Below are 13,412 nucleotides of genomic sequence, written 5' to 3' on the forward strand. Positions count from 1 at the left end.
AGAGCGCGGGACTGGGGCGGGATCTGCCGGTGCGGTTCAACAGGGGACCTCGGGGGGCTGGGATGGGTCATCCGGTCCGGGACGTTGGCGCCGCAGAGCCTCGGGATTCGCGAACTCATCGGCTTTTCAGGCCATTCGGGCGTCGGTGTCGAAGAGCGACTTCTCGGCCGGGTGGAGGATGTGCTGGGTGATGAAGCTCCGCCCGGCGACCTTCCACAGGCCGCGTCCTCGGGTGAGTGCGGCCACCGCCTGGGTCTCGACGCCGGTCAGTCCCAGCAGGGAGGCGGCGGTGGCGAGCTGGTCGCTCTCCTGGCGGTAGATGATGCGCGTGCTGCAGTCGGCGAGCAGGCCCTCGGCTAGGACCCGGCCGCGCGAGCCCGCGTCGCCGGCGGACAGCAGATCGGACAGCCGGTGGATCACCATCAGGTTGGCGATTCCCAGCCCGCGCGACAGCTTCCACTGGCTCTGCATCCGCTCCAGCAGGCCGACATGGCGCATCACCCGCCACGCCTCGTCGTAGATCACCCACCTCCGGCCGCCATGCGGGTCGGCGAGAGCGGACTCCATCCAGGCGCTGGCGCAGGTCATCGCGAGAACGAGCGCGGTGTCGTCGCCGCTGCCGCCCAAACGCGAGAGATCGATCGTCAGCATCGGGACGCTTGGGTCGAAGGTGAACGTGCTCGGGGCGTCGAACATCCCGGACAGGTCGCCGTGTACCAGACGCCGTAGCGCGTGGGCGAGGTCCTCGGCGGCTGGGCCCATCCGCCCGCCCTGCTCGCCGAGCGCGGCATCGAGGCGCTCGGGCGAGCCGAGGGTGTGCGCGATTTCGCCGAGCAGCGGTACCGTGCCGCGCGCTTGGGCGTCGGCGACGACCAGGTCCAGCGAGAGGTCGAGGGCGGTGTGCTCCATCGGCAGCAGGTCGCGCCCCAGCACCGTGCGGGCGAGGCCGGCCAGCAGCATGAGGCGGCGCTTGCGGACCTCGCCCGCCCAGTCCTGCTCGCTCACGCCGTCCGGCCGTGCGGGGGCGTCGAGCGGGTTGAGCCTGCCCTTCAGGCCAGGACCGAGCGCGATGGTCTGCCCGCCGAGGGCCTGGGCGACCGCCGTCCACTCGCCCTTCGGGTCGGACGGCACGTACACGCGGTAGTTGTGGGCGATGGCACGGGTCGCTATCGACTTGGCGAGAGCGGACTTGCCCATGCCGATGATCCCGGCCAGCACGGCGTTCGGGTTCGTGAAGCACTCGACCTTGCCGCTGTTGTAGAGGCTGAACGGGTCGTAGCAGAACGAGCCTTCCGAGTGGACGTCCCGGCCGATGAAGATCCCCTCCGAGCCCAGGCCACCCTCCGCGAGGAAGGGATAGGCGCCGCTCGCCACAGCGGTGGTCATGCGGTGGGCGGGCAGGCGCACCTTCCCGCCCCGGGCGGAGGCCGGACCCGGTCGACCTGCTGGCGGGTAGGTCGCCCGGAGCTCCGGATCGAGCCCCTCCTCCTCGCGTTCCGGCGGAGCCTCGGCGAGACGGGCCTGGCGGCGCGCCCGGTCGAAGTCGCGGCGGGCGGAGCGAAGTTCGGCGCGGGAGGACTTGCGGGGGACGAACAGGGGGCTGGCGCTGGCGCGGGTCTTGGGCATGGCGGTGGGCTCCGATGGGGCGGGGGGAGAGGGTCAGCGGCGGACGAGGCCGGTGAAGGGGGCGTGCAGGTCGGCCGGGGTGGTCTGGCGCCGAACGCGGTGCGCGGTGCGCTGGTGGCGCTGGCAGATCGTCAGCTCGGGCGCGCCTTCGGGCAGCCCGGCCTGGGACGCCTCGCGGTCGGGCACCTCGCCGCTGCCGGGCCGGGGAGCGCAGTGGTAGGCGGCGTGCACGTGGTCGGCCGCCTGCCAGATCCGGGTGCGGGCGGCCCGCAGCTGCTCGCCCTCGATCGGCACGAGTGCTCCGGTGCGGCCGGCGTGGGCGTCGAGCAGGGCGTGGAGGGAGACGAGGTGGGCGTGCAGGCTGTCCAGCTCGGTGCGTGAGGTGACCAGGGGGCCGGCGGGGATGTTGAGCGTGCGGTGGAAGTCGACCGCCGCGGTCGCGAAGGGAAGGAAGTCCTCCGCGAGGGGAGTGGTGGTGCGGGGCATGGCGGTGCTCTTTCCAGGGAGATGAGGGTGGTGGTTCAGGCGGCGAGCGCGAGGGGCAGGGCAGCGGCGGTGAACGCCTCGGCCTGCTGCCAGGTGAGCGGGCGCAGGTCGAGCTGGGCGGCGACGGCGGCGGTCTCTACGACGGCGCAGGCCGAGCGCAGTTCGTCCTCGGTGTCGGCGCTCACCGTCAGCAGGCCGGTCAGGGCGACGTCGGCGTGGCCGGCGATGAGCTGGCGCTCGCGCTGCTTGACGTCCTGGTACTCGACCGAGTCGGCCTCGCTGTCGACCTGGCCGCGGCGGGCGCGCTCGGCCGAGTCCGCGATGATGCTGGCCTTCTTGCGCTGCACGTCGCGCATCGCCGCGTCCAGACCCTTGGGCTCATATGCCAGGGACAGGGTGCGCTGGACCCCGCCGCTGAACAGCAGCTGGTGCAGGAACCCAGGGCTGGTCTCCGTGCGGGGCCAGTTCTCCACCCAGTAGGTGGAGTGCACGGCGGAGTCGGTGGCGATGTGCCCGGCGCGCTCGACCACGACCACGGGGCCGGCGGCAGCGGGGTCGGCCTCCGGGCGGCCAGAGGCCGACCAGCGCTCCAGCCCGGTCAGAGCCTTGGGGTCGTACGCGGTGCGCACCACGGCGGCGATCTCGGTGGCGGACAGCCAGCCGACCGGGTTGAGCCCTGCGGTGCGGGCGGCCTGGTCAAAGGTGGCGGTCAGCTGGGCCAGGACCGAGAAGCCCCCAGCGAGGCCACCGCCGGCCTGGTTGATCAGCCGCCGCGCTGCCTTGAAGTCCAGAGAGATGGCCACGTACGCCTCGTGCGGGGCAGCGGCCGGGCCGGCGTTCTTGACCAGCTCGCTGTAGATCTCACCGGCGACCGGCGCATCCGGGTTGCCGGTCTTCTCCCAGTACCGCCGAAGCGCATCGCCCGAGGCCGGCATCGTGCGCTCGATCACCTGGATGCGGGCGATGTGCCCGGTACGGGCCAGCGCCGCCAGGGCCCGTCCCCACACGCCGACGTTGGTGTTCTGCGTGGCGGGGTCGAGCAGCGCGTAGGCGCGGCTGCTGACCTTGACGACCGCGGTCAGCGTCCCGGCGCGCGGGTCGTGGACCGCGCCGTACCGGCGGTCGGGGGCGGTCACCACCCGAAGGCTCGCGGCGGTGCCGGGCAAGTGCAGCAGACCCTCGCGCACCGGCCGCCGGGAGGGCCGGGCGAGCCAGACCAGCTGTCCGCGCATTCGCCGCAGCGCGTAGCGGGTGACAATCGGCGCCCAGTCGGCGAGCGAGCGACCACGGTGGCGAACGAGGACGAACAGCGCGACGGCGGCCCACAACGGGATGAGCTCGAGCGCGCCGACCACGCCACGGGTGAGGACGATGGCGAGCAGGAGAAGGCCGGTGAGGGAGGCGACGATCAGCTGGGCGGCGGTCAGACCCAGCAGGATGCCGCGCTTGGAGCGGTGCGGGAACTTCACGGTGGCCAGGGAGGTGTCAGACATCAGGGATCCAGGGGGTGCGAGCGGGCGGATGGAGGCGGCGGTCGCGGCGCTCTTCTGGAAGCCATGGCGGAACTCCTGTTCGGGGGAGGAGGGGCGGGCTGTGGCCTGGCGGTCAGCAGCCCGCCCCGAGGAGGTGAGCGGTCAGGACCCGGCAGGTGGCTGCTGGGGGAAGACCCAGCGCTGCGGGGAAGGTGATCCCTGCGGGGAGGGTCCACCAGTTGGCGGAGCCGGGGGGCTGCTCGGCGCGGAGCCCGAGGAGCCTGGAACGTGACCGGTGGTGCCCGACGGTCGGCTGACCGGTGAGCCCTGGGCCGACGGTGCGGTGCTCTGGCCGGCAGCGCCCCCTGATGCCGTGGAATCACCCGACTCCGAGCCGCCGCCGTCACCAGCTGCGGGTGCCCGGGTGATGAGTGCGGGGATTCCCGGACGCTGGATGAGGGCGCGACCTCGGTCACCGCCAGCGCTCGGGTTCTCGCCGAAGCGGAAGGTGCTCGGCGTGCTCGGCGGTCCGGCGTCGATGCCTTCCTTGCTGAACCGCCCGGAGGGGTCGATCCCGGAGGCGACACCGTCCTGGCCCATGCCCGGAACCTTGGCGGGGCCCTGAGGTGCGGGCGTTCCGGTGCCCACCTGCATCGCCATGCTCGCCGCGGTCTTGGCCGCTCCTGCGGCGACCGCCACCCCGGCGACGCCGGTGCGGTGCAGGTCGTCGTGCCCGCCGTTGTCCGTCGCCCAGTGAACGAACTTGTAGGTGGCGTACGGGCAGAGGAGGACGAGGACCATCACGACGATGCCGGCCATCGCGTCCGAGAGGGCCGACATGCCGTCCTTGGCATCGCTCTTGCCCATCGCGGAGACGCCGATCAGGAACACCACGGTCATCAGCAGCTTCGACACGACCAGGGTGGCGGTGGCCTCGATCCAGCCACGGCGCCAGCGCTTGGCGACCTCCCAGCCGCCGCCGCTGCCGGCGAAGACCGCGAGGGCGACCAGGATCAGGACGCCGACCTTGCGGGCCACCATCGTGCACCAGTAGAGGAAGGCGCCGATCGCGCATCCCAGGGCCACCATCGACGGTACGCCCCAGCCGAGTCCGTACATCGCGCCGAGTTCGTTCACCTTGACGACACGGCGGATCGCGTCTTCCACGGAGGTGTTGGCGGCTTGGAACAGGCCGTCGCTCAACGCATCCACGACGGTGATAGCCACGCTGGTGAAGGAGATCGCGCAGAAGGAGAACAGGACGCCGGTCATGGTGCCGATCGCGGCCTGGGCGAGGGCGCGTTCGTCCCGGCGCCAGGCGGCGAACATCAGCTGGATGCAGAACGTGCCGACGATGATCGACAGTCCGATGGGCAGCAGCAGCGCGTAGTTGTCACGGAACCAGGGAGCGTTGAGGTCGATGCTGGTGGTCGCGTTGACGGCCTTGGCGGCCAGGTCGGCCGCACTCGCGGCGAGCTCACCGGCGGACTTGGCGATCCACGCGCCGATGCCGTCGGTGATCGACTTGCCGGGATCGGAGACGAAGTTGGCCGCGTCGCAGACCTGGCTCATCAGGGGAAGGTCGCAGACACCCATGGGGGCACCTCCTTTCGGGGGCGGTGGTCAGGGGGAGACGGAGGGGAAGACGCCGGCGAGCGTGCAGTTCTGGGACGGGCGGCACTGCACCGCGAGAGTCGTCGAGCGGGCCTCGGCGCCGCCGGCGGGCGAGCCGTTCCAGCCGATCGACTGCTGCCCGGAGACGGTGACGGCGTAGACGTACGCCTGCTTGATCGCCCCCGGGTCGCCCTGCAGAGCCTGGGTGAAGGAGGCCGGGAAGTGCGCCTGGTCCACGCTCGCGGTCGCGAACTGGCCGTTGTCGGCCATCCGGCCCCAGAGCACGGGCGAGGGCACCAGGGCATCCACGGAGGCGGTGTCCGCGTACTTGGCTTCCGGCGACATCCACGTGTGCAGCGCGGCCAGCAGCTCGGGCTGGGCGTCGGAGCGGGTGTCGTACGACCACAGCGCCGAGGCCGCCGCCTTGCCGAAGGCGATCGGATCCTGCGTGGCGGGCGGAGCGGGCAGGGCAGCGCGACCACCGGGTGCGGCCGAAGCCGCGGTCGCGGAAGGCAGGGCAGAAGGAGAGGGGGCCGAACTCTGCGGGGCAGAAGGGCCCTTGGCGGGCGCCCTGCCGTCGCGGGTGAGGTAGGCGAACAGGCCGGCGAGGGCGACGAGCACGGCCAGGACGGCCGTGCCGAGCAGAGCCCGGCGGCGCACGCGAGATGCGCCGCCGGGGTTGCCACTGCGGTCAGCGGCAAAGGAACGCTCGCGCATCAGTGGACCTGACCGCCGAGCGTCGAGAAGAACGCGACCACGCCATTTGCGGCGCCGAGCAGCAGCGCCGCGCCGGCGGAGACCAAGACGCCCTTCTTGCCGTTGGCCTCGGCCTGGTGACCGCCCGAGTGGTGGCCCCACGCCCACACACCGGCGCTCACGGCGAGCGCGCCGACCACGGCGATGATCCCGAACAAGTTGATCGAGCCCATCACCTGCTTGAGGACCGCGAGGCCGGGCAGACCGCCCTCGTTCGGCTGGATGCCCGGGTCGTAGGCGAGCTGGATGGCCTTGTCGGCGAGAAACATTACGAACTCCAGTTCGATTCAGTGCACGCGCCAGCCCGGATCGGGGAAGGAGGCGGTGCGGCGGAGCGGGAAGGGGGGAGGGGAGAAAGCGCCGGTCAGACGACTCGGCGGGCCGCGAGAACCTGCGGCTTCCAGTCGGCGAGGGTCGAGATCTTGACCACGTCGCCGGTGTGCGGGGCCTGAACCACAAGGCCCGAGCCGATGAACATGCCCACGTGATCCGGGGCTTGGGCCGACCCCTCGGTGAACAGCAGGTCACCCGGCTTGAGGGAATCGAGGGAGACAGGCTGGCCCCCGGTGACCTGTTCGTAGGTCGTCCGCCCGAGCGTGACCCCTGCAGCGCGGTAGGACGCCTGCATCAGCGCAGAGCAGTCGCACCGACCCATCGGGTCCGGCCCGTGCGGGTCGGTACAACTGCCGCCCCACTGGTACGGCGTGCCGAGCTGCCCCAACGCCCAACGGATCGCGGTCTGCACCTGGGGCGGGGCATCGGCCGGGATCGTGTACCCGGCCGGCAGAGTGCCCGGAGGGATGGTCCCGAAGCCGGAGCCGTCCCCACCGCCCGTGCAGCCGCCGGTCGGTGCCGGAGGGGGGCTGCCTCCGGCGGCAGGGCTGGGACTCGGCGTGGCGCCGGTCTTGGCGAGCAGCGGCTCGATCGCCTTCTGCAGCGCGGTGGCCAGCGGTTCCCACTTGGCGTAGGCGTCCGGATAGCCCGACCGCTGCACCGCCTGAGCGGCCTGGGTGACGGTCATCGACTCCCAGCCCGAGACCTGCTGGAGTGCCGAGTAGAACTCGGTGTTCGCGTGCACCGGATCCAGGATCTGCTCCGCGGTGCCCCAGCCCTGGGAGGGCCGCTGCTGGAACAGGCCCAGACTGTCGCGGTCCCCGTAGGTGAGGTTTCGCAGGCCGCTCTCCTGTAGAGAGGTCGCCAGCGCCACGATCTGCCCCCGGACCGGGATGTGCATCGCGACGCCGGTGGCCTGGATCGTCTTGGCGTTGGGCACCTGCTCGGCCGGGTTGTCCAGCCCCGGCACCGCAACGGTGCTCTTGTCGCCGCCGTCCAGAATCGCCTTCACCTGAGCGGCCACCGCCGATGTATCCACAGCCTGTGTACCGCCGTTGGAGCAGGACGTGGCTGCGGCGGCGGATCCGGCTGCCGCGACGAGTACCGGAACAGCCAGCATCAGCGGGCCGGCGGCGGCGAGGCCGACAACGGCCCCGGCAGTCTTCTTCATCGCCGCCACCAACAGTCAACGGCGTGAACGGCCTTGACCGGACGAAGGGTCGGGAACGGCGGCGGGTGTATCAGCGCATGCTGCATCGCAGCGGCTCCTCGCGAGTCGTAGGAAGCGCGGTGCCGACTTCTCGTGCAAAGCCGCCGGCACCGCGCCGTTGTGAATCCGCCTCATGAAGGCGGGCCCGGGTCAGGGGAGTTGGTAGCTCCCGGACGCCGGTCTCGGGTCGTGCGCGGCAGCCAGCCGCGCTCGTAATCTCAGGCGGTGCACGGAGGTTCTCCTCGGATCGCGGAGTCGGGGTTCGAATGCGCCGACAGTGCACCGCAATTGGACGGCGCAACATGAATCGGCACAGGTCAGCGGGGGTGGAGTTGGGCTCCGTCCCGGTGACAGGCCAGACATTAGACGCGGATTCCGGCCGCACCAAACGACCCCGAAACAGGCCCCGGAACCGGCCGGTTGCCTCATTAGGTGCGGCCGGACATCGCGGCTAACCTCCGGCGCATCCCCACTCCGAGCGGCTGCCGCATCGGCGTTGCTCGGAGTGGGCCCAGTCCCGTCACGCCCTGAAAGAGGCCCCGCGCATGAGCTACACCCTGCACCGAGGCGACGCCCTCACCGTGCTGAAGACCCTGGCCGACGAGAGCGTCGACGCCTTGATCACCGACCCGCCGTACAACTCCGGCGGACGTACCAGTTCCGAGCGCACCGCCCGCGACGCCCGCGCCAAGTACGTGACCAGCGGCTCCGCGCACGACCTGCAGACCTTCCCCGGCGAGAACCGCGACCAGCGCTCCTACCGCGCCTGGCTGACCGCCCTGCTGACCGAGGGATATCGAGCCTCGAAGGAGCACTCCGTCGCGATGGTCTTCTCCGACTGGAGGCAGGAGCCCACCACGTCGGACGCCCTCCAGATGGCCGGCTGGACCTGGTGCGGCACGATCCCGTGGATCAAGCCCGCCAGCCGCCCGCGCAAGGGCGGCTTCAAGCAGTCCGCCGAGTTCATCACCTGGGGCGTCAAGGGCAGCCTCAACAAGAACAGGGAGATCTACCTCCCCGGACACTTCATCGCCTCGCAGCCCCGCAAGGACCGGGTCCACATCACCCAGAAGCCCGTGGAGATCATGCAGCAGCTCGTCCAGATCTGCCCCGAAGGCGGCACCGTCCTCGACCCGTTCACCGGCTCCGGCTCGACCGGCGTCGCCGCCCTCAAGGAGGGCAGGAAGTTCGTCGGCGTCGAACTCTCCAGCCACTATGCCGACGTCGCCGAACAGCGGCTGCGAGCCGAACTAACCCAGGACGACTTCGTCCTGGCCGGGCCCGAGGCGTGAGAACCGGGGCAGCCGGGGCCGGCAGAGAGCAGACGCGAAAGGGCGGCTGCCGCATCGAGTTGCCGATGCAGCAGTCGCCCTTCGCCGTTGGTCAGGCCGCGTCGAACGCCCGCTGGATCAGCGGCGCCGCCCGCTCCAAGTCGGCCACCGATCTGATCCGCACCTCCAGGTCACCAGTCCCCAGATGCCCGATCCCCCGCACATCGCGCGTGAAGCCCTCCTCCAGCGCGACGCTCTCCGGGTCCACCCGCAGATAGACCACGATCGTTTGGCTGGCCGGGCGGAACAGCGCACACGCCAGGTTCCTCATCCGCCGGAACGCGACGTAATGGAGCTTCGCCTCCACCTCGACATCGCCCGACTTGGTCAGAGCCCCGCACAACTCCTCATAGAGCGCCCGCAGCGGTGCCGGCGGCTCAGCCACGATCGCCTCCGCCGAGCTCGGCGCCGCCTCCAGGGCATCGCCAGCGCGCTCGACCGCCGCCCGTGGCCCGGCGGCCACGGCGACGCCCGGGGCCGACTCCACCAGGAGCAGGCTGAGCAGCCCGTCGTCGAAGATCCGGTACCGCACCAGGTCGATGCGCTGACCCATGAGGTAGATCGCGGTCCGGTCGTGCCGGAAGAAGTCGGCGGCGATGCAGACCACCCGCGGGTTCCGCCAGTCGATGCTCTCCGCCGCCTCGGCGCCCAGCTTCTCCTGCACGAGAGCCTTGAACTCGTGGCGGCTGCTCTTGAGCCAGGACAGGTACGAGACCGCCTGCGTCACCACCCCGTGGTCGCTGCCCTTTTTGTACTCGATCACTACCGGAGTGCCGTTCTCGTCGAGCCCGAGGGAGTCGATCCGACCCCGATGCCACGGCCCCGTCGGGTACTCCGATGCCACGAAGCGGATGCCCAGCATCGCTTCCATGCTGGACTCGACTCTCCGTTGCAGCTCGACCTCAAGCGACATCGTCGAGCCCCGCAGCTCAACGTCCTGGCCATCCAGGCCGAGCCGGAACACCTTGAGGTCGGTCACTTGTCCCCCGTCATCGCGCCAGTACGGGGAGACGAATCAACGAGCTGGACGGGATATTCCCTCGGTAGGAGTATCGGCCCGCCCTGCTGCTGTCGCTGCCGATCGCTCGCCTCGCAGGCTGGAGCCGGTCGTGGTCTTCTCATCGGCCTCGAATCGGCGGCAACCTCAGGCCTCGCCTGTTCGGAAAGGCTCGCCCGCCAGCGCCCTCGCCCTGCTCCCGCCCGAGGACCGGCATGCCCTGCAGGAATCACCGTCTGTCACCGCCCTGCAGACGTGCAAAATCTGAGCAAAAACGCCACGGATCGATGCCGCAATACGATCGACCCTTACTTCCTAGCAAGTTTGCGAGACGCAGGTGATGCTGCTCGACCACCTTCCGCGCCAGTCCCTTGCCCTGCCGTCGCCATGCCGATTACGGACTGCTGACCGATCTCATGAACGACAGATCTCCGCAGTTGCCAGCGGTCGCCCCAAGGTCGCTGAGGGTGGAAGGTAGATCTAGACTTGATTTCAGTACACCCGCCGCCTGATGCGAACCGAGGCGCAAATCATGGCAATGGTGTTTGTTCACGGGATTGGAAATCGCAAAGAAAGTGACCTCGGCGACGAGGCAAATCTTCGCGACAAGTTATTCAAGAAATATCTACTGTCTGCGTTCCACGGCCCCGCCGCCGAAAAAATTCCGATCATCAGTCCACCGTGGGGCTTTAGTCACGGGGCAGATCTACATTGGAATCACGCCTGCCTTCCCATCGGGGCGGGTGAATCAATGGATGTTTCGGCGGGCGACCTCTCGGATCTTGCCGCCACAGCCGCCAAGTCGGGGAGCGACCCGATAGAGCCCTCGCAAGTGGTCATGAGCACAGCCAGGGCCAGTATGCGCGACGCCATTGACCTGCTGTTCGCGTCAGTCGATCTTCATGCTCTCGATGCCGGCGAGGTAGGCGAGCTGGCAGACCTTGCCGAGCTCCTCGAGGAATACTGCACGGAGCAGGAATTTCTTGCCCCGGGCCTGTGTGAGGAGCAGAGGTACCCGTGGCTCGCTAATTCCGTTGATGACGACGATTTTATGGACCTCCTCCTGCGGAACTCCCGGCGGGGCCGGACCGAGGCTTCTGTGGAGTCCCTGAGCGTCAGGGCCGCCCTGGATCGCGCCTCTGCAATCCTTTCCGGGGCGACGGATCGGATCAAGCATGCCCTGGTCGGTGTACCTGTAACACGCACGGCGAACGGTGCTCGACGCCTTGCCGGGAAGCCGATATCGCTGCTCCTAGGGGATGTCTTCACATATCTGAACGATCCAAAGGGGATCGTCGAGGTTGTCGCCGGCGGGATTTGCGAAGGAATTTCCGAGACTCGCCCCGGGGAGCCGCTCGTCGTCGTGGCCCACAGCATGGGTGGGAATATCGTATACGACATTCTCAGTAACTTTCGGAAAGACTTGAATGTCGACCTTCTGGTCACGGTCGGATCCCAGGTTGGACTTTTCGCGGAATTGTGGCTCTTTGAATCTGTTCGCGCCGCCGAGCTGCCCACGGAAGAAAATCAGAAGGTGCCGAGGCTTCCCAACGTCGGCCGGTGGATCAATGTGGTGGACCGCAGCGACGTGCTCGCCTATCGCGCGTCTCCGATCTTCGAGGGCGCAGAGGACTACGATTACCCGACAAATGCGGCATGGGCCCATTCCGCTTACTTCCGCCAGCCGAACTTTCATTCGCGCCTGGTCAAGAGGGTCAAGGAGGCTCCGGCGTGACTCACATCTCCGTCGGCAACGGATCCGACCCGCACGTGCACGCATTTGTTATCGGTGTGGGATCGTATCCGTACTGTGTCAATCCTCTGGGCGGCGACGGCACTGTGAGGCGCTTGCTGCGAGGCGTCGAGCCCTTGACGTCCGCGCCTCTGTCGGCCGCAGCATTCGCCCAATGGCTGCTGGATTCGACTCGGCATTCCTCGGACCCGCCGCTGGGCACGCTCGAGGTCCTCATTTCCTCCGAACACCCCGTAAGCCTTCAAACGGCCAACGGTCCGCAGATGATCGATCCCGCAACCTTCGATTCGGCCGAAGCTGCCTGTCGGCGCTGGTTCGACCACTGCAATACACATTCCGAGAACATTGCTATCTTCTTCTTTTGCGGACATGGCTGGGAGCGCGGAGGCCAGCAACAGGAGATCTTGATGGAAGATCTTGGGAAAGACCCAGCCGCACTGTTCAAATCAGTGGTGAACTTCCGCAGGACGTTCCTCGAAATGCGAAGATGTCAAGCGCGCACCCAATGCTTCTTTGTGGACTCCTGCCGCAACCTCCCGGCCGACCTGGAGAAATACGCGGAGAGCAGTAGCCGAGCCCTGCTCGGCTTCGACCTGAGGAGCAACCTGGGTCTGACAAGGGATGCCCCCATCATTTTCTCGGCGGCACCGGGACAGAAAGTCCACGCTCAACCGAACCAACCCACACCGTTCACCCGATTTCTGATCCAAACCCTCGACGGACTGGGCGCGCACAAGAACACGGCGGGCTGGCAGCTACTGACCGACTATATGGTGCCTAAGTTCCGCGACGTACTGGCATGGAATGCAAGAAATGGAGATCTCGTCCCCGCTTTCACGCCCGACGGTGAGCAAACAGGGTCGAGTGTCCTGCGCACCCTTGACGGCCCCCCGGAAATCCCCTTCCGCCTCGGCTGCCTCCCCAGAGAGGCACTCTCGAGCGCGCACTGGGATCTGTCCCACTCCACCATCCGCCCCCCGAAAGTACGCCCACCTCAGCCGTCCGACTGGCTGGACCGGACCCAGGCGGGCGTCCATGTCGTCAGAATGACCTTCCCGGCGGATAGCCCGTACATTTCGGATCAATTCTCCGATAATTTCGACACGCCGTACTTCGAATGGGACTACCCGGTGAGAACGGTCTAGCTAGCCGTGGATGCAACGAGGCCGCTCACAATCGGGCTTGAGTATCGTCATGCCGGCGTTCCGTCGGGAACGGTGGTCGGCGGGGTCGAGGTCGTCGACTCCGAGCTGCGCCTCGTCGCACTGGCCGTGGTGCGCGTCAATCAGACGACAGAGGTGGTGCTGCCCGCGTCGGGGACCTACCATGCGCGTGGGCGGCTGGCGTCCGGAAGTCGGCTGTCGGCGTGCTTCCTGGCAGACGACGGGTGCCCTCCCGTCCTCTTGACGTCCACCTGCCAGGAGGACCTGCCGATGCCCCGCCCCGCCGCCCAGATTGCAGGCTCCGGCGACTGGGTCGCAGCGTGGCGGTGGGAACAGTCCTCGGAGGTGTTCCGTCCGACAGTTGACGTCTTCACAAGGGACCCGGGCCTCGCGAGAATCCTGCCGCCGGCTGCGCAGATACTTCAGGTGGGAGGCCCTGACCGGGCGCCCTATTGCGTGGTCGTCCCGGAGGGCACCTGGCTGCAGCTCGGGCCGGATCCGGGAGACCTCACTCTTCCGTTGGGTCTTGGGCACACGCTGTTGTCGTTCCTTCACAACGGCGACCTGCCCGCTGCCAGAACGGTCGCGGCCGAGGCGCTCCGGACAGCAGGCGGCCGGCCCGGAGAGTCCGAGCAGCCGCTCCTCGACATTGCCCTTGGTTACTACCTGCT

11 protein-coding genes are annotated in these 13,412 nt (G+C 68.6%); 3 read left to right on the plus strand and 8 right to left on the minus strand.

Translation table 11 applies throughout. The annotated features are described in order from the left end of the window. Positions 1-126: 126 nt before the first annotated feature. The 7 genes from OG335_RS26165 to OG335_RS26195 all read right to left on the minus strand — a co-directional run bounded on the left by OG335_RS26165 (position 127) and on the right by OG335_RS26195 (position 7,458). Complete coding sequence (locus OG335_RS26165; RefSeq protein WP_405013558.1) at positions 127-1,626, minus strand: ATP-binding protein; 1,500 nt, start codon at positions 1,624-1,626, stop codon at positions 127-129. A 33-nt stretch (positions 1,627-1,659) separates the two neighbouring features. Continuing rightward, positions 1,660-2,112: a DUF6238 family protein gene (locus OG335_RS26170; protein WP_405013559.1), complete on the minus strand. Its 453-nt coding sequence runs from the start codon at positions 2,110-2,112 to the stop codon at positions 1,660-1,662. Between the two features lie 35 nt (positions 2,113-2,147). Further along, positions 2,148-3,605 (minus strand): SCO6880 family protein, encoded by a 1,458-nt coding sequence (locus OG335_RS26175; protein WP_405013560.1) that lies wholly within the window; start codon positions 3,603-3,605, stop codon positions 2,148-2,150. A 141-nt stretch (positions 3,606-3,746) separates the two neighbouring features. Continuing rightward, positions 3,747-5,180 carry an ATP-binding protein gene (locus OG335_RS26180; protein WP_405013561.1) on the minus strand — a complete coding sequence of 478 codons (1,434 nt, stop codon included), beginning with the start codon at positions 5,178-5,180 and terminating at the stop codon, positions 3,747-3,749. A gap of 27 nt (positions 5,181-5,207) precedes the next feature. Then, positions 5,208-5,915 carry a hypothetical protein gene (locus tag OG335_RS26185; RefSeq protein WP_405013562.1) on the minus strand — a complete coding sequence of 236 codons (708 nt, stop codon included), beginning with the start codon at positions 5,913-5,915 and terminating at the stop codon, positions 5,208-5,210. Further along, entirely contained in the window at positions 5,915-6,223 is a 309-nt protein-coding gene (locus OG335_RS26190) for a DUF6112 family protein (RefSeq protein ID WP_153463742.1), read from the minus strand. Before OG335_RS26190 ends, OG335_RS26185 begins: the two co-directional genes overlap by 1 nt. 95 nt (positions 6,224-6,318) lie before the next feature. Further along, positions 6,319-7,458: a C40 family peptidase gene (locus tag OG335_RS26195; protein WP_405013563.1), complete on the minus strand. Its 1,140-nt coding sequence runs from the start codon at positions 7,456-7,458 to the stop codon at positions 6,319-6,321. A gap of 584 nt (positions 7,459-8,042) precedes the next feature. On the opposite strand from OG335_RS26195, the gene OG335_RS26200 reads away from it, so the two are divergent. Beyond that, on the plus strand, positions 8,043-8,789 hold the full coding sequence (locus OG335_RS26200; RefSeq protein WP_405013564.1) for a DNA-methyltransferase: 747 nt from the start codon (positions 8,043-8,045) through the stop codon (positions 8,787-8,789). A 91-nt stretch (positions 8,790-8,880) separates the two neighbouring features. Here the strand turns inward: OG335_RS26200 and OG335_RS26205 are convergent, their stop codons facing one another. After that, positions 8,881-9,807: a DUF5655 domain-containing protein gene (locus tag OG335_RS26205; RefSeq protein WP_405013565.1), complete on the minus strand. Its 927-nt coding sequence runs from the start codon at positions 9,805-9,807 to the stop codon at positions 8,881-8,883. A gap of 529 nt (positions 9,808-10,336) precedes the next feature. Between OG335_RS26205 and OG335_RS26210 the strand changes: the two genes are divergently transcribed. Further along, the gene (locus OG335_RS26210; protein WP_405013566.1) at positions 10,337-11,560 is read left to right on the plus strand and encodes a hypothetical protein; all 1,224 of its coding nucleotides are present in this window, start codon (positions 10,337-10,339) and stop codon (positions 11,558-11,560) included. Beyond that, on the plus strand, positions 11,557-12,723 hold the full coding sequence (locus tag OG335_RS26215) for a caspase family protein (RefSeq protein WP_405013567.1): 1,167 nt from the start codon (positions 11,557-11,559) through the stop codon (positions 12,721-12,723). The genes OG335_RS26210 and OG335_RS26215 overlap by 4 nt, the downstream gene beginning before the upstream one ends. The last annotated feature ends 689 nt before the right edge of the window (positions 12,724-13,412 follow it).

It is taken from the genome of Kitasatospora sp. NBC_01539, from assembly GCF_045040525.1.
Taxonomy (GTDB): Bacteria; Actinomycetota; Actinomycetes; order Streptomycetales; family Streptomycetaceae; genus Kitasatospora.